We start from the raw sequence: 16056 nt of genomic DNA, 5'->3' as shown, positions 1-16056 counted from the left end.
AACCGGCTCCAACGCTGCGCAAGATGAAAGCTTCGCGTTTCCGCCGGTTGCTCACACCGCGCCACTTGGCGTATTCAAAACCCCCGAGGCTCTAATCGCAGCTGGATGAAAGTTCAGTGGCAGGTCAATGTAGGCCAAGAATGCCGCGCCGTTCATCGGGCCGTCGAGGACCATCGGTGCCGTCATGCCGGAAAGCCTGAGCGCGCCTGTAAAGGTGGTGGTTTTCCAGTGTCCGTGGGGAACGGCCGACCGGCAGCGTTGTCCGCATAGGGATCGCCCGCGCAGTCGAGCCATCTTCGTGGAAAGACCTGTCTCATCGATAAAAACCAACTTGGCGGGATCGAGATCGAGCTGGCCATCAAACCATTCCTGACGCCGGCTCAAAAGGTCGGCTCGCTCCTGCTCCAGTGCATGTGCGGTCTTTTTTTAAAGGTCCAGCCCCGCTTGCCAAGCCACACGTCAAGAGCACTACGGCCGATCGATACGGATTTATCCGTGCTCAGGCGCAGGACCATCTCGTTGAGCGTGATGTCCTTCCCCACATCGATGAGGCCGATGATAAATGCCTCATGCGCATCCAGCCGGGAGCCAGAACGTCGGCCTTGTTTGCCTGCGGTCAATTGACCCTGTCGCGCATTGGCGATCCAGGCAATCGCCGTCGAAATCCCAATCCCAAACCGCGCCGCCGCCGAGCGTGCAGACATCCCGTCTGCAGAAGCCGCCAGAACACGGCCGCGAAGATCATCGCTTAATGCACGTGACATCCCTATCTCCCTGATTCGAAGGCAGGGAATCACGGGAAACAGCGACTGTCATCTCAATTCCGATTCCGCGTTCAGCGGACGCGCTCTAAATTGCCGTCACTGGCTCCAAAGGAGTTTTTCTCGATGTCTCTTTTAGACACGAAGGAACTTCCAGCTCTTGTGAACGTGAGGAGCAAAACAGCGAGGGAAAGCGGATCAACATGATGCCGGTTCGGCAATTTTCAACGATTGTGAACATGCTCGTGATAGCGCTATTACTGATTGGCCTCTCAACGTCAATTTATGGATTCCTGTCCGTAGTTTCCTATGTTTGGTCACTGCTTCCCAACTCTGCAGTGTAAGCACTTGAGATCGAGTTCCACCTTGCTTCAACCGCGTTGCAGGCGGAAAACGCGAAGATGTCGGCCGTTGCAAGCGCACGACCAGTTGCGCCATTGCTGTGTTGAGTGCACAACCGAAATTTTCAAGCCGTGACCATAGCTCCTCTAGTTTAAAAGGCTGGATCTAGAACCTGCTCAAGAGTATCGACAATATCTGTGAAATGTTCAGAACTTTCACGAGCCTTAGTTATATGAGCACCATTTAATCCGTCGGATCCATTGCAATAGAATATTGGTTTTTTTGCCTCCATTGAATATGGGACCAGGCTATGAAGGTTAGGAATTTGCCCCAGATTATAGTCATTGTCCTCCCATTCTATCACTTGATGCATAGGGTTTAGTTTATCGACGATATTCTGGGTTATTGCCGGAATTAACTCGTCCCCATAGATCTTCCATCCTGCCGTCATGCCGGAGCTGTTTGAGCGAACATTGTGTTGCTGTATTACATAACCCAGATAGGTTGGCCTTCCGGCTGGAATTGGAACCTCGCTGTTCTGCCAGCTGTTGTTTACTTGATCCCAGTCTCTTCGCCATGCGACGAGTTTGTTTCCAAGGTTCTCTGTGCCCTGGATTGAAAAAAGATCTGGAGCGACCGGCGTCAAAAAATAGTCAGATGAAGCAAGCACCGCGCGATTTAAGGCTCCGAGATTTGGTCCAAGGTCAATTAGGACTACGTCTGCGTCAATCTTCTCGGCAGCCCACAAAATATAACGATGGATAGCTGACTGAGCCCGAATATCCGGTTCGCTTCCACCCTTTGCCGAATTCCAAGTGTCGCCCAAGCGATCTTCAAAGTCGCTCAAACGCAGATCGCCCGGAACAATGAAAAGATCACCGCGGGCGTTCACGGCCCTTGAGGGCGCTCGGCCTCGTATATCGCCAACTGTCTGATAAACACGTTCTATATTTCGAAAAATACTGTTTCCCTCAGCGCTCCAAGAGCGCCGGATTTCAGAATCGTGAAGGCTATAGGCGGTTAAGTTGCACTGGCTGTCGCAATCAACCATCAGTACGGTCAAGTCGCGTTCTGCCAGAAGGTGCGCGACGTGATACATATAGGTCGTTTTGCCAACTCCGCCCTTGTTGTTAAAAATACTTATTATCTTCACGAGCTACCCCCAATCGAATCGCCGGTCAGACATATTAGCGCTCTGGTTGCGAAGCAGGAAGATAAAGTTGAAGCTATATCGGCTGATCCATCTCCCGGAAATTTATTCGGGCAGCAGCGATTAGCGTCAATGTTGATAATAACTTGGTCGGCCATCTCCCAAAGCTACAACCGAGCAAAGCCTAATCCCCGAAAAACCGGATCGGCTTGTATCGGCGGTGCGCGATGATCAGGCTTCTGTCGGGCTGGATGATGTAGGTTTCCTCGACCTGCTGGCCGTATTGGTCGATGAAATCATGCGGGAAGGCGGAGCCGGGTGGGGATTTGGTGAGCTTGCTGCGTGGCTGGCCGTTATAGGTGATGCTGCCCGGGATGGGTTCGAGGCCCGGTCCGCTGTAGCTGACGGTGTTGCACCCGGCAAGAACCAGGGTGCCGATGAGGCCGATGAGTGCGGGTTTCATGTCCATCCCTTCCGATGCCGCCGACGACGCGATCTTACTCTCTATTGGCGCCGGCGCATCACGCAAACGGCATGGGCAGTTTCAATCCTTCGAGAAGCACCGCTTGGAACGCCGTGATCGTTCAGTGCTAATCCATTGCCGAAACCGGCGCCGTCTGCTAGATCGGCAGCGTCGAAAAAGGCAGGATCGGTTGAGGTAAGCCCGATCCCTTCCGCTGGAGCGTCAAGAGCGCTCCGGCGAAGCTCTGCTCCGTGGCCCATGGCACGAGAACCCGCGACGTGATCCGCACCAGATGCGGGATCCCGGCGGCGTGCGGAGACGGCAAAAGGCAGTCCCGGGATTTTTTGAACGGAGACTGTCATGCGCCTGAACCATCTCGATTTTCACGTACCCGATATCACTGCGACGGCGGATTTTTTCATCCGCCATTTCGGCCTGACGCTTAAGGATATGCGCGGCCAGAACGGCTTGGCGATCCTTGCGGACGATGCCGGTCTCGAAATCGTCCTCAGTCACGCCATTGCCAAATTCGGCACCGCCGACCAGGTTGAACTGCAGCGCCAGACCTATCATATCGGCTTCATCCTGCCCGAAAGGGCAGATGTCGATAGGGTGCATGCCGGGCTTTTTGCCGCCGGCGCGGCGCTCTCCGGTCCGCCAGCTGCCATGCGCGGCGGCTGGCTGTTTTATTGCACGGCGCCTGGGAATATCCTCGTCGAGGTCGGCTGGCGGCCGGGTTAGCGAGATCCCAAAAGACCTTCTCCCCGCTAGCGGGGCGAAGGGGAAGAGCTGCAACCTCTCCGTTCCTCGCTAGGCTCGCGCCTGGCACGTCCCCTCGCCCCGTTTACGGGGGTCCGAAGGACGGGTCGAGACCAGCGGCTCGACCCCGGTTGAGTTAGGGTGACGGGCAGGCTTCGGGCGTGAACTGGACAGCCGTGGCTCAGAACTCCGTCCAGTCGCCATCCTGGCTTTTCGGTGCGCTGTTGCCGGCGTTAAAGGCGTTGGCGATTTTTTGGCCGAGGGCGCGGGCTGGCGAGGCGGCCGGGCGGGCTGTGCCTTCGCGAGCGACGCGGATCGGGGCTGTTCTGACGGCCGGGCGCGGGGTAGCGCGTGGGGCTGCGGCGGCAATCGGCGCACTGGCGGCAAAGCCGCCGGTGCCCGTCAGCCTGAACTGGCCGAGCAGGTTGTTCAGCGCTGTCGCTTCCGTGGCGAGGCTGTGGCTGGCGGCCGTCGACTGCTCGACCATCGCCGCATTCTGCTGCGTGCCCTGATCCATGGTGTTGACGGCGGTGTTGATCTCCTGCAGCCCGATCGACTGTTCGCGCGAGGCTTCGGCGATGGCGTGGACGTGCTGGTTGATTTCCTGCACCTCCTGGACGATCGAATCGAGCGCCTTGCCGGTTTCGCCGACCAGCGAAACGCCGGTCTGCACATGCGTGCCGGAGTTGGTGATCAAGCCCTTGATTTCCTTTGCCGCCTTGGCGGAACGTTGGGCGAGTTCGCGCACCTCCTGGGCGACGACGGCAAAACCCTTGCCGGCGTCGCCGGCACGCGCAGCTTCGACGCCGGCGTTCAAGGCCAGAAGGTTAGTCTGGAAGGCGATGTCGTCGATGACGCCGATGATGTTGGAGATTTCGCCCGAGGATTTTTCGATCTGCTGCATGGCGGAGACCGCCTTGCGGACGATGTCGCCGGATTTTTCGGCCCCGAGGCGGGTGCGGGCGACGAGCTGGCTCGCCTCCTCGGCACGCTTGGCGGCGTCGCGCACCGTCGTGGTGATCTCCTCCAGCGCCGCCGCCGTCTCTTCGACGGAGGCCGACTGTTGTTCCGTCCGCCTGGAAAGCTCGTCTGCGGAAGACCGGATCTCGTTGGCGCCGGCGCCGATCGCCCGGGCGTTGGCGCCGACCGTATGCAGAGTTTCGTTGAGCTTCTCGACCGAGTTGTTGAAATCCTCGCGCAGCGCATCGAGATGCGCGACGAAGGGCTGGTCGATATGCGAGGCGAGATCTCCGGCGGCAAGACGGCGCAGGCCGTCGCCGAGCGCGGTAACTGCGCCTTCGAGTTCGGATGCTTCACGGGTTTTCTGCGCGTCGCGTTCACGCCGCTCGCCGTCACTGAGGTTACGGTCAGCTTCGGCCCGCGCCTCGATCCGCCCGCGCTCGATCGCATTGTCGCGGAAGATCGACACGGCCTTTGCCATCTGGCCGACTTCGTCGCCGCGGTCGAGCCCGCTGACCTCGCTTGTGGTATCGCCTTCGGCAAGCCGAGTCATGCGCAGGCGCAACTGCGTCATCGGGCCGGCAATGCCCATCTGGGCGACGACGACGCTGAAGCCGACGGCGAGCAGCACGGCAATGCCGATCAGAACGAGACAGAAGACGATCCGCCCGTTGACCGAGGCCGAAAGCGCGTCGCCGCCGTCCTTGAGCATCGCCATCATCGCATCATTGTTGGCGATCATCTTCGGGGTCAGCGCATTGAGCTTGGCATTGATCAGGGCAACATTCGCCAGCGCCCCGGCGCTGTCCTTGGCTTTGCTCTGTTCGATGATCTTGTTCGCCAGCGTTTCGATCTCATCGATGCCGGCCTGGATGTCATCGATCGCCGCTTTGCGGCTGGGAACCAGCGCCAGCGCATCTTTCATCCGGTCACGGGCCTGCGGCAGCTTGCTCGGTGTGGCGAGCGCTGTGGCGAATGCCGGCGTATCGGGCTTCATCTCGGCCAGCAGGGTTACCTGCAGCACCGAGGCCACCACCGAGGCGCTGGCGCGCGCGCTCTGCATCGAGGCCAGCGCTTCATGATCGATGAAGGCGCTGTAGGCGGCATCCGCACGGCGGAACTCGGCAATGACATAGATCAGCCCGGCCATCGTGATCAGCCCCAAGAGCGCCACGACCGATATGATTTTCGTGCGGATTTTCAGATGCTTCAACATGGAAATGTCACCCGGTTGACCGGGCGTCGCACGCCCGGTGCTTTGAAATCAATTGTTGCAAACGGAGCGCCGCGTAAGTGCCGCGGCTCAGGGATTATGGCGGGGTTGACGCATGCATCATGCAATCGGCCGGCGGGTCCGTGTCGTCGCCACAAATAGAGGCGATATTCTTTAATTCCGCGCTAACGGCGGGGCGGCATACCCACGATTTTTAGCGCCCGAATTATCGTCTTCAATGCGTTGCCATGGCTGCCCGATCTGCGCTGATGGCTGCCCCTCACCCTAACCCTCTCCCCGTAAACGGGGCGAGGGGACATCCCACGCGAGGCGTCGGCGAGGTCGCGGCATATCCCCTTCGCCCCGCAAACGGGGGTCCGAAGGACGGGCCGAGACCCGTGGCTCGACCCCGGTCGGTGCCGGCAGGCGGATGAGGGGCGGATGCGGCACGATCCGTCGCATGCATATTCCCCGTCCCGCATGACTCTGCTACAGCTCGCCGACACCGCACGCTTCGCGCTTAACCCGAGACCAAGATCACGATGATGCAATCCAAGTTGGCATCCCTGGCTGTGAAGGGTTTTCTCGTATTCGGGCTGTTTCTGCGCGTGCTGTTTTCGGGTTTTGCCGCATCCGCTCAGCAGGCTGCACCCTCGCTGCCGCTGCTTTTCGATGCCCGCGAACGTCTGGCGAGGCCCGATCTCTCCTCGCTGGTCCGCTTGCGTTTCCTGACCTCGGTCGATTTCCCGCCGTTCAATTTTACCGATCAGAACGGCAAGCTTTCCGGTTTCAACGTCGATCTCGCCCGCGAGATCTGCAGCGAGCTGGAGATTTCAGACAAGTGCCAGATCCAGGCGATCCCTTTCGCCGATCTGAAGGATGCGCTCGCCGCCTCGCAGGGCGATGCCGTCATCGCCGGTCTTGCCGTGACGCCTGAATTGCGCCGGCAATTCGTCTTCTCCCGGCCCTATCTGATGCTGCCGGCGCGCTTCGTGCGCAATCTCGCCGTACCGCTCGACGGCAAAACGGCGGCCGCGCTTTCGGCTCACCCGGTCGGTGTGGTCAAGGGCACGGTGCACGAGGCGATGCTGGCCGCCTTCTTTCCCGCGATCAAGGCGCAGACCTTCGACACCAAGGACGCCCTGCTTGCTGCGCTTAGGGAGCGCAAGGTCGATGCCGCCTTCGCCGATGCGCTGCAGCTTTCCTTCTGGGTCTCCTCGCCGGCCTCGGCCAAATGCTGCGCACTGTTCGACGGCCCCTATCTCTCCGAGCATTTCCTCGGCGAGGGCATGACGATCATGCTGCGGCAGAAGGACAGCGTGCTGACGTCAGCCATCGACCACGCGCTCGCCACGCTGTCGCGCAACGGCCGTCTGCAGGAAATCTATCTGCGCTATTTTCCCTACGGGCTCTACTGACATGCATAAAAACAAAGACTTAAGGATCAGCTCTTGCGGAAACGGGCTATCGCACTGCGCTCGATCGCCGCGCAGGTCAGCTTGTCGAGGCCGAGCCGGTCGCGCAGCAGGCTGAGCAACCGCAGTTCTTCCGCCTTGACCGAAAGATCGGCGGAAGCCACCTCGACGGCCAGCGCATAGGCGGTGTCGTAGAGCTTGACGGGCAGGGTGTCGCGCACGGTTTCGAGAACGACGTCGAGGCCCTCAGGTCCGGAAAGCAGCGAGGCGCAGTCGCGCGCCACCGAAATCAGCTTGTCGTCATCGAAATCCCGGAAAACCGGCAGAAATCCGATCAGTTGGCCGATCCTTTCCAGCTCCCTGTCGTTCATCGTGCTGTCGACGGCAGAGGCCATCACCATCACGTAGATCAGCGCATCATGGGCGGAAAGCGGCTTGTTCATCTCTGATTCCTTTTTCGATCAGCGGAGATTAGGAATTGGCAGCCGCCATTACAAGGGATCGGTCCCCGTCATGACCGCCAGTTATCTCCGGCGCGGATCGTCGCCGTAAAGCCCTTTTCCAGCCTGCCTGGCTTTCTCGGCGGCCGATGCAAGCGGCGAACCCGCCGCGACTTCAGCCCAGCCGTTTTCGGCAAGCCATGCGCCGAGATCCTGCGTGCCGAGCCGGCATGCGGTCGTCGCCATTTCCTTCCATTCGGCCGGATCGATATCGCAGGCGATGCTGCGATTGCGCAAAAGTTGGCGCAGCGCCGTCTTCGCCATCATGCCGCAGGGCCATTGCCGACCCGCCGGCCCGCATATCCTGTCGGCCGGCGTCGGCACGACGCCGGCGAGCTGAAGCCTGCGCTCGCCGAAGGACAGCATGCCGGCATTTTCGACCGCCGGCCGCGTCAGCTCCATCGGCTTTTTCGCGGAAGGATTTGCGGCTTGCCCGGCGGCGGTCTCAGCTGGTGGTGCGATATCGGCGGGTTTGGGCGCCGTGCCGTCGGCTGGCCGAGGGGAGGGAGGAGCCGGCGGTTGCGCCGAACGGGCGATCACTTCGGCCCGGTCGTCCGACATCGCAGCCGGTTCGCCGGCTTGCGCGGCGGGATCCACCGAAGTCGCCGTCTCCTCTGCCGACACGCTCTCTTCCCCGGCCGTGCCGCCGCGCAGCCTTGTTTCGCCCGCCATCAGCAGGCCGGCCACCACCGCCATTCCCGTAAGACCTGTGAACAAGGCGGCAAGGCGCATGGAATATCTTCCTATTGACTGGCCCAGATGATGCGGGCGATCCAATCGACGTCGGAAAGCTCGAGTGTTCGGTTGGCATGTTCGGGATTGAGCGACATCAGCTCGATCGATCGCGGGCTCTGGCGCAGCAGCACCTTGGCCATCACCTCGCCCGCGCATGTGCGCACCACGACGCGGTCGTTGCGGCGCACCTGCGCACCCGGCGCGACGATCAGCACGTCGCCGTCGCGGTAGAGCGGCATCATGCTTTCGCCCTGCACCTCCAGCGCATAGACGCCGGATTTCTGTGTCGGGGCCGCCGGAAATTCCACCACATCCCAGCCATGGCCGGCCGGAAAACCGCCATCGTCGAAAAAGCCGCCGGCGCCGGCCTGGGCGAAGCCGAGCAGCGGAATCGAGCTTCCCTGCGGCGGAAAGGCGTCGTCAGGCTCTCCGGCAAGCTCTCCGGCCAACTGCTTGGAAAGACCGGCATCCGGCCGCAGGAAGACAAGGAACTGTTCCATGCTCGCCCCGGTCGCACCGAGCACCTTGGCGATCGATTCCGTCGAGGGCCAGCGCAGCCGCCCATCGGCGGAAAGCCGTTTCGACTTGTTGAAGGAGGTGGGGTCGAGCCCGGCGCGGCGCGCAAGACCGGATGGCGTCAGGTCATGCCGTTCGGCAAGCCTGTCGATCGCTCCCCAGATCTGGTCGTGTGACAGCATATGCGCCCGATTCCGTGCGGCTCGTGCCTGCCGCGCTTAAACCAGGCCGAATATTAACCGACCGTGCCGCCTGAGTAAAGGTAAATGAGGAATAAAATCCTGTTATTGAAAGTGCTTAGGCGACCATCGCCATATTGATCTTGCCGAGCTGGATGACCGCTTGGGTGCGGCTGTCGACATCGAGTTTCAGCAGGATCGCCGAGACATGCGCCTTGATCGTCGCCTCGGAGACGCCGAGTTCATAGGCGATCTGCTTGTTCAGCAGCCCTTCGGCCAGCATGGTCAGCACCCGGCTCTGCTGCGGCGTCAGCGTATGCAGGCGGTGGATCAGGTCGGCGACATCGGGATCCTGCTCCTGGCCGTCGCGATAGTTTTCCGGCGTGGCGATATCGCCGGCAAGCACCGTCTGGATGCTGCGGCGAATGCCCTCGATGCCGGAGGATTTGGAGATGAAGCCGGAAGCGCCAAGTTCCAGCGCCCGGCGGATCGTCGTCGCATCGTCGCTTGCCGAGACGATGATGATCGGCAGGCTGGCGAATTCGGAGCGCAGCGCCATCAGGCCGGAAAAGCCGCTGACCCCGGGCATGGCGAGGTCGAGCAGCATTAGGTCGGCGTCCGCATGGGCGCCTGCGGCCGTGCGCGCAGCGGCGAAATCGCCGGCCTCGACGATCGCCTGCCGGCCTTCCATGCCGATCACCGCCTGACGCAGCGCATCCCGGAAAAGCGGATGATCGTCCGCAATGATGATGGTCTGTTCGTGCATCGAAAACTCCCTCCCAAGAGCCCGATCATTGCCGGCGCGCGAACGCCATCCCTCCGCGTTCATGCCGGCTTTCTCATGGGATTATATCAGATCAGGTCTTCTGCGGAAGGGGATTGGCGTTTTCATCAGCCTGGAACTCCTTCACCATCCCCATGAAACTCTTCATCATCTTCTCCATGATGCTGATCGAGCGGTCGACTTCGGCATCGCTCGGCAGCGCGCGCTGGATGGAGCCGCCTTGCTCCAGCTTCGTCACCCGCTCGGAAAGCCGGTCGAGTTCGTCCTCATAGGCCGCCCGTTCGTCGGCCGCCATCCGGCAGACGAGGGCGCCGTCCTTGTCCTGGCAGATCGACATTGCCCCGGTCTGCCGGTCGAGCCGCACGAAATGGTCGCCGCTCTTTTCCAGCTGGAACCGGCTTGCATCGGGTTCGGCCGCCGCGGCGCCAAGCGGCAGGAGAAGAACGCTAAGCGTGAGAACCAAAATCTTCATCGTCTCATCCTCCGGAATTTGTTTCTGCCGGTCCCGTTTTTGAGTGCTGGGGCGTGGACATCGCCGCCTCTTTCCGGCAAAGCGCTGGTGATCGAGGACCAGCAATCGCGAGGCCATGATGAGCGTGACACAGACCCTTTACAAGATCGTGACGGAAACGCTCTGGCAGCAAGCCAGACAAACCGGCATTTTTCATGGCGCCGGCATCGATCTGAAGGATGGCTTCATCCATTTCTCGACCGCCGATCAGGTGAAGCAGACCGCGGCGCTGCATTTTGCCGGCCACTCCGGGCTGCTGCTGATTGCCGTCGATGGAGGGGGTTTTGGCGACAAGCTGGTGTTCGAACCCTCGCGCGGCGGCGATCTCTTCCCGCATCTCTTTGCCGACCTGCCGCTGGCCGCCGTGCTCTCAGAAGTACCGCTGCCGCTCGACGAGACCGGCGCCCATGTCTTCCCGGAGCTGCAGCCATGATCGATCCTTTCAAGCGTGTCGCCCGCAAGGGTCTCTTCCTGTTCGATCCGGAAACGGCGCACGGCATGTCGATCGCCGCGCTGAAATCCGGCCTGGTGCCCGCTTGCCAGCTCACCCCCGATCCACGCCTGCGCCAGACGGTTGCCGGCCTCGTCTTCGACAATCCGCTCGGCATGGCCGCCGGCTACGACAAGAATGCCGAGGTGCCGGAGGCGCTCTTGAAGCTTGGTTTCGGCTTTACCGAAATCGGCACGGTGACGCCGAAGCCGCAATCCGGCAATCCGCGGCCGCGCATCTTCCGCCTGGTCGAGGATGAAGCCGTCATCAACCGCCTCGGCTTCAACAATGAAGGCCATGAGGCAGCTTTCGGACGCCTTGCCGCGCTGAGCGGCAAGGGCATGGTCGGCGTCAATATCGGCGCCAACAAGGACAGCGACGACCGCATCGCCGATTACGTCGCCGGCATTCGCCGCTTCCATTCCGTCGCGCGTTATTTCACCGCCAACATCTCTTCGCCGAACACGCCGGGCCTGCGCGACTTGCAGGGCCGTGAAAGCCTCGCCGCACTGCTGTCTGCCGTGCTTGCGGCGCGCGACGAGGCAGCAGTGACATCCGGCCGCAAGGTCCCGGTCTTTCTGAAGATCGCTCCTGATCTGACCGAGGAAGGCATGGACGATATCGCGGCGGAAGCGCTCGCGCATGCGCTGGATGGTCTGATCGTCTCCAACACCACGCTGTCGCGCGACGGTCTCAAGGATCAGCGCCAGGCGAAAGAGACAGGCGGCCTCTCCGGCGTGCCGCTGTTCGAAAAATCGACGGCCGTGCTCGCCAGGATGCGCAAGCGCGTCGGCCAGGCTTTGCCGATCATCGGCGTCGGTGGTGTCTCCTCGGCCGAAACCGCGCTGGAAAAGATCAGGGCGGGCGCCGATCTCGTCCAGCTCTATTCCTGCATGGTCTACGAAGGGCCTGGTCTGGCCGGCGATATCGTCCGCGGCCTCACCAAACTCCTGGATCGCGAAAAGGCCAACTCGATCCGCGACTTGCGCGACACCAGGCTGGATTACTGGGCGGCCCGAAATGCCTGATCGGCCCGCGGCTTGACCAGTATTGCCAGGAAAAAGCCGCGGAAGAGCAGGAAGGCGTTCATTGCCAGCCAGAGGCCGTGATTGCCAAAGAGCGGGACGAAGACGGCGAGCATCAGGAGATAGCCAGCAAAGGACATCAGCATCCGGTTGCGCATCTCGGCCGACCATGTGGCGCCGATGAAGACCCCGTCCATCAGGAAGGCGAGCGCGCCCGTCAGCCCGGTCACCGCCGCCCAGGGCAGATAGGTCTCAGCCGCCTGTCGCACCTCCGGTGAGGTCGTCAGCACCGAGATCAGCCAGGGACCGGCGAGGAAGAAGAAAGCCAAAACGATCGCCGCCAACCCGAAGGACCACAAGGTCGTCAGCTTCAGCCCGCGGTCGAACGCCGGCCGGTAGCGCGCGCCGATCGCCCGGCCGGTGATCTGCTCGGCGGCATTGGCGAGCCCGTCGAGATAATAACTGGAGAGCAGAACGAAATTCATCAAAACGGCATTGGCGGCAAGCGTCACCGCGCCGAAACCGGTGCCGATCCGCGTCATGATGGTGAAGGCGCCGATCAGCACGAAGGTGCGGATCAGGATGTCGCGGTTGAGCGCGAAAAGCTCAGCCAGCCGGCGCCGGGAAAAAACCTCGGACCATGCTGGCCGCTCCGCCTTGGCAAAGCCGCTGAGCACGATGAAAAGCCCGGTGAACGCGCCGGCCGTCTCGCCGGCCATCGTACCCCAGGCGACCCCCGCCACGCCCCAATCGAGCGTCAGGCCGAGATAGATGGACAGCAGGATGTTGATGCCGTTGATGATCGCCTGCAGCAGCAGCCCGATCTTGCCCTGTCCGCGCCCGAGCACGAAGCCAAGGATGGCGTAATTCGCCAGTGCTGCCGGTGCGGCGAGGATGCGGATCGAAAAATAGCTGCTGGTCGCCTCGGCGATCGCTCCGTGCGCGCCCATCAGCCTCAACCCGGCCGCGATCAGCAGCGGCGAAAGAAAAAGCAGCGCCAATCCGCAGCCGAGCGCCGAAATCATCGCCCGGGAGAAGATCGCCTGCTGCTCGTGCCCATCCCGCCGGCCATAGGCCTGCGCCGTCAGACCGGTCGTCGAGGCGCGCAGAAAGTTGAAGCTGCCCATGATCAGATCGAACAGCATCGCGCCGATCGCCAGCCCCGCAAGTGCTTCCGGGTCACCCATACGGCCGACGACGGCGGTATTCGTCAGCCCGAGCATCGGCGTCGTCATGAAGCCGAGCGTCATCGGAATGGCGATCGACAGCACCAGCCGGTGCGTCACATCGAAAGCGAACCTGTTGTCGTTGCTGCGCGTATCCATGATGGCCTTATCTCGAGGCCGAATCGCCTCAGCTGGACAACACCATGGCCCAATAGGGCAGGTTCCTGGAAGATACATTATGGGCGACGGCGACGCCGAGGCCGTCATAGCGCCCGAGCATGTTTTCCAGATGATGCGGCGAGTTGATCCAGGCCGTCACCACGGCATCGACGCTCTGCTGGCCGGCGGCGATATTTTCAGCCGCCGGCAGCTGGACGCCGCTCGCCTTGACCCGCGCCCCGAAACTGTCGGTTAGCCCCATCAGATGCGCCATCTTGCCGGCACTCGCCATGCGTTTGGCCTGGAAGAGAGCAGCCGTGCTCGCCGCCGGATCGGGGCTAAGCGGCGGCAGACCGTTCTTCGCCCTCAACTGGTTGACGAGCGGCAGCACGCTCGCCGTTTCGTCCTCGCCGTTGGACGGCGTGCCGGCAAGGTGCGGGGTCGTGGTGCAGCCGGCGATGCCGGCGGCAAACGTGAGTCCGGAAAGGATGAGCAGGCTGCGCCTGGAAAGGTCGATCGATGTCATGTTACCGGCGATAGCTGAAAAGGCGAAGGATGACGAAGAGCGGGATGACGATCGTCGCCCCGACGATGAGGTAGTCGCCGACGCGCCCGAGCGCCGAGAAACCCCGATGCCAGATTTCCAGGATGAAATCCCGGAACCCATAGATGATGTTCCACGGCGTCAGGCCGAAGACTGTCATGACGAAACCGACGATCAGCGACACGACGATAAGCTTTATCAATGTGCGGGCGAAGGAATCGCCGAGGAACTTGTTCACCTGATCGGACATGCGCCATCTCCTGTTTGCCCTTGGAATAAGGTTGCGGCGTACCGCCCGCAAGCCCTTTCCGGGATTGGCCGCTTCGCCTGTGAAATAGGACTTGAGTTTTTTTGTGGCCGCAGCCAAATGCGGGCTGGCGCATCGGCCCGAAAATCGGAATCGATTTTCGGAAAGCACGATGCGCGGATTGAAAGTGTTACAGCGTCCTTTGCGCGTCTTAAAAGACGCGCGGCGCTGTAACGCATGTCGCGCAAAAGTGTGGAGCGGTTTTGCGATAACGACATGCGTAAAAGTCAACAGGTCTAATTATGCAGCCCCACCAGCTTTCCTCAGGCGATGTCATCGCCGACCGCCGTGCCGATTACGCCCGCATGCTCGACGAAGGCGGTGAGCCCGAGGCGGCGGCCGAGCTGATGGAGCAGGCGCTCGAACTCGTGCCCGGCTGGGCCGCCGGCTGGTATCGCCTCGCCACCTATCGCGAAAAGGCGGGCAAGGGGGAAGCCGCGATCGGGGCCTATCGCAGCACGCTTGCCCTCGATCCCGAAGACATTTTCGGCGCCGCACTCAAGCTCGCCCTGCTCGGCGATAGCGCCACACCCGACCGGCCGCCGAGCCGCTATGTCGAGCGCCTGTTCGACGACTATGCCGACCGTTTCGAATCGGCACTGGTCGAAAAACTCGATTACAGCGTCCCGCAGAAGCTCGCAGCCCTCGTTAACTCCACCGGCAGGCATTACCAATTGGCCGTCGATCTTGGCTGCGGCACCGGTCTGCTCGGCTCGGAAATCCATGGCCGTGTCACCCGTCTCGAAGGCTTCGACCTCTCGCAGAACATGCTGGCCAAGGCCGCCGAGAAACACGTCTATGACAGTCTCGCCCAGGCCGATCTGTCGCTCGCGCCCGATCTCTCCGGCCTGTTTACCGATGCGGCGCGACATCGCGCCGACCTGGTGACGGCAGCCGATGTGCTGATGTATCTCGGCAATCTCGAAAGCGTCTTTGCCATCGTCGAAGACCTCGCCGCCGCCGGCGCCGACATCGCCTTTTCCGTCGAGGATGCGGGGAAGGGCGACGGCTTTCATCTCGCGCCATCGCTGCGTTACGCCCATTCGGAAGCCTATGTGCGGAAGCTGCTCGCCCGTCACGGCCTCGAAATCCTCAAAATCACCAAGACGGTCATTCGCAAAGATGGCGGCAAACCAGTTGCCGGCATTCTGTTTCTTACGCGCAAGCCGGCGTGAGCGAACATTTCTTGCGATGTTTTTATAGGTCAGCATTGCTTACCTATTTCGCTTGATCGGCTCACTGAAAAACCCGATACTGCATCGCATCGGCAGCGAGCCCAGCGATAAACGCCAAGGCGCTCAAGCTCATTTCATTACGCAAAATTTCGCCGCGCCCGGTGTTCTCCGGCGTGTTCTTGAACTCGTCTGCCGTGGAGACTGGCGACATGACACAGCTCATCAATGCCCTTGGCGGCTTCTGGAATGCCAGCGCCACGCGCCATGCCCCGATCGAAGACGTGCAGGGCATATTCTCCGGCAGCCTCGTCGCCGCCCTCGGCCTCTACGTGCTCGCCAGCGCCGGGCTTCTTACCGGCAGCACGGCCGGCGTGGCCTTCCTTTTGCATTATGCCTTCGGCGTCAATTTCGGCCTTGCTTTCTTCCTGCTCAACCTGCCGTTCTTCTGGCTGTCGTGGAAGCGTCTCGGCATGGGTTTCACGATCAAGACCTTCATCGCCATCGGCCTGACTTCGGTGCTTGCCGACGTGCAGTCGCGCTTCTTCTCCATTTCCAGCATCCATCCGGCCTGGGCGGCCCTTCTCGGCGGCCTGCTGCTCGGCTTCGGCGTACTGGCGCTCTATCGCCACCGCGCTAGCCTCGGCGGCGTCGGCATTCTCGGTATCTACGTTCAGGAGCGTTTCGGCATCCGCGCCGGCCTCGTCCAGCTCGCCATCGACCTCTGCGTGCTCGCCGCCGCCTTCCTCGTCACCACGCCGCCGGTCGTCTTCTATTCCGTGCTCGGCGCCGTCGTCCTCAACCTTTTCGTCGCCATCAACCACCGTGCCGACCGCTACATCGCACTCTAACATTACAAATCGGTAAGCCATTCTAAACAAAACGTAACTTGCCTCTGCTCAGCC

The 16056-nt window shown here is 61.4% G+C and carries 18 protein-coding genes and 1 pseudogene; 6 read left to right on the top strand and 13 right to left on the bottom strand.

The window, feature by feature from the left end:
- Positions 1 to 123 precede the first annotated feature (123 nt).
- From HJB82_RS14945 to HJB82_RS14935, 3 genes and pseudogenes are all read right to left on the bottom strand, one after another.
- Positions 124 to 764 (bottom strand): annotated as a pseudogene (locus tag HJB82_RS14945) (transposase); the annotation flags it as partial.
- A 490-nt stretch (positions 765 to 1254) separates the two neighbouring features.
- Positions 1255 to 2256, bottom strand: a complete 1002-nt coding sequence (locus HJB82_RS14940) for a ParA family protein (protein WP_221140381.1) — start codon at positions 2254 to 2256, stop codon at positions 1255 to 1257.
- Between the two features lie 181 nt (positions 2257 to 2437).
- Entirely contained in the window at positions 2438 to 2716 is a 279-nt protein-coding gene (locus HJB82_RS14935) for a hypothetical protein (protein ID WP_221140379.1), read from the bottom strand.
- A 360-nt stretch (positions 2717 to 3076) separates the two neighbouring features.
- On the opposite strand from HJB82_RS14935, the gene HJB82_RS14930 reads away from it, so the two are divergent.
- On the top strand, positions 3077 to 3457 hold the full coding sequence (locus HJB82_RS14930; RefSeq protein ID WP_207582816.1) for a VOC family protein: 381 nt from the start codon (positions 3077 to 3079) through the stop codon (positions 3455 to 3457).
- 199 nt (positions 3458 to 3656) lie between these two features.
- Here HJB82_RS14930 and HJB82_RS14925 read toward each other — a convergent pair whose 3' ends face one another.
- Entirely contained in the window at positions 3657 to 5651 is a 1995-nt protein-coding gene (locus HJB82_RS14925; RefSeq protein ID WP_207582817.1) for a methyl-accepting chemotaxis protein, read from the bottom strand.
- A gap of 539 nt (positions 5652 to 6190) precedes the next feature.
- On the opposite strand from HJB82_RS14925, the gene HJB82_RS14920 reads away from it, so the two are divergent.
- Positions 6191 to 7066 (top strand): transporter substrate-binding domain-containing protein, encoded by an 876-nt coding sequence (locus tag HJB82_RS14920; protein WP_221116133.1) that lies wholly within the window; start codon positions 6191 to 6193, stop codon positions 7064 to 7066.
- Positions 7067 to 7092: 26 nt separating this feature from the next.
- On the opposite strand, the gene HJB82_RS14915 is transcribed toward HJB82_RS14920, so the two are convergent.
- The 5 genes from HJB82_RS14915 to HJB82_RS14895 form a co-directional block, all read right to left on the bottom strand.
- Positions 7093 to 7506 (bottom strand): tellurite resistance TerB family protein, encoded by a 414-nt coding sequence (locus HJB82_RS14915; protein ID WP_207582819.1) that lies wholly within the window; start codon positions 7504 to 7506, stop codon positions 7093 to 7095.
- An 81-nt stretch (positions 7507 to 7587) separates the two neighbouring features.
- Positions 7588 to 8295: a thermonuclease family protein gene (locus tag HJB82_RS14910; protein WP_207582820.1), complete on the bottom strand. Its 708-nt coding sequence runs from the start codon at positions 8293 to 8295 to the stop codon at positions 7588 to 7590.
- A gap of 11 nt (positions 8296 to 8306) precedes the next feature.
- Positions 8307 to 8996 carry a helix-turn-helix transcriptional regulator gene (locus HJB82_RS14905; RefSeq protein ID WP_207582821.1) on the bottom strand — a complete coding sequence of 230 codons (690 nt, stop codon included), beginning with the start codon at positions 8994 to 8996 and terminating at the stop codon, positions 8307 to 8309.
- A gap of 115 nt (positions 8997 to 9111) precedes the next feature.
- Positions 9112 to 9759 carry a response regulator transcription factor gene (locus HJB82_RS14900; RefSeq protein ID WP_207582822.1) on the bottom strand — a complete coding sequence of 216 codons (648 nt, stop codon included), beginning with the start codon at positions 9757 to 9759 and terminating at the stop codon, positions 9112 to 9114.
- Between the two features lie 91 nt (positions 9760 to 9850).
- Positions 9851 to 10249, bottom strand: a complete 399-nt coding sequence (locus HJB82_RS14895) for a hypothetical protein (protein ID WP_207582823.1) — start codon at positions 10247 to 10249, stop codon at positions 9851 to 9853.
- 118 nt (positions 10250 to 10367) lie between these two features.
- On the opposite strand from HJB82_RS14895, the gene HJB82_RS14890 reads away from it, so the two are divergent.
- Together HJB82_RS14890 and HJB82_RS14885 are read left to right on the top strand one after the other, a co-directional pair.
- On the top strand, positions 10368 to 10721 hold the full coding sequence (locus HJB82_RS14890; protein WP_221140378.1) for a DUF952 domain-containing protein: 354 nt from the start codon (positions 10368 to 10370) through the stop codon (positions 10719 to 10721).
- A complete protein-coding gene (locus HJB82_RS14885; protein WP_207582825.1) occupies positions 10718 to 11806 on the top strand; it encodes a quinone-dependent dihydroorotate dehydrogenase in 1089 nt (362 codons plus the stop codon). Before HJB82_RS14890 ends, HJB82_RS14885 begins: the two co-directional genes overlap by 4 nt.
- Here HJB82_RS14885 and HJB82_RS14880 read toward each other — a convergent pair.
- From HJB82_RS14880 to HJB82_RS14870, 3 genes are read right to left on the bottom strand one after another with little or no spacing between them, the layout of a single operon-like run.
- Positions 11782 to 13128 carry an MATE family efflux transporter gene (locus HJB82_RS14880; RefSeq protein WP_221140376.1) on the bottom strand — a complete coding sequence of 449 codons (1347 nt, stop codon included), beginning with the start codon at positions 13126 to 13128 and terminating at the stop codon, positions 11782 to 11784. The genes HJB82_RS14885 and HJB82_RS14880 overlap by 25 nt on opposite strands.
- A gap of 28 nt (positions 13129 to 13156) precedes the next feature.
- Positions 13157 to 13654: a CAP domain-containing protein gene (locus HJB82_RS14875; protein ID WP_207582827.1), complete on the bottom strand. Its 498-nt coding sequence runs from the start codon at positions 13652 to 13654 to the stop codon at positions 13157 to 13159.
- Position 13655: 1 nt separating this feature from the next.
- Positions 13656 to 13922, bottom strand: a complete 267-nt coding sequence (locus HJB82_RS14870; RefSeq protein WP_221116130.1) for a DUF6460 domain-containing protein — start codon at positions 13920 to 13922, stop codon at positions 13656 to 13658.
- A gap of 299 nt (positions 13923 to 14221) precedes the next feature.
- On the opposite strand from HJB82_RS14870, the gene HJB82_RS14865 reads away from it, so the two are divergent.
- Positions 14222 to 15154 carry a class I SAM-dependent methyltransferase gene (locus HJB82_RS14865; protein ID WP_221140374.1) on the top strand — a complete coding sequence of 311 codons (933 nt, stop codon included), beginning with the start codon at positions 14222 to 14224 and terminating at the stop codon, positions 15152 to 15154.
- Between the two features lie 61 nt (positions 15155 to 15215).
- Here HJB82_RS14865 and HJB82_RS14860 read toward each other — a convergent pair whose 3' ends face one another.
- Complete coding sequence (locus HJB82_RS14860; protein WP_221140372.1) at positions 15216 to 15365, bottom strand: hypothetical protein; 150 nt, start codon at positions 15363 to 15365, stop codon at positions 15216 to 15218.
- Between HJB82_RS14860 and HJB82_RS14855 the strand changes: the two genes are divergently transcribed.
- Positions 15364 to 16002 carry a YitT family protein gene (locus HJB82_RS14855; protein WP_207582830.1) on the top strand — a complete coding sequence of 213 codons (639 nt, stop codon included), beginning with the start codon at positions 15364 to 15366 and terminating at the stop codon, positions 16000 to 16002. The two genes, HJB82_RS14860 and HJB82_RS14855, sit on opposite strands and share 2 nt — an antisense overlap.
- Positions 16003 to 16056: the final 54 nt, after the last annotated feature.

Origin of the sequence: Rhizobium sp. NZLR10 (assembly GCF_019685125.1) — a bacterium.
Classification (GTDB): domain Bacteria; phylum Pseudomonadota; class Alphaproteobacteria; order Rhizobiales; family Rhizobiaceae; genus Rhizobium.
The sequence above is the reverse complement of the archived record's forward strand: the minus strand, read 5'-3'. Positions and strand labels throughout refer to the sequence as shown.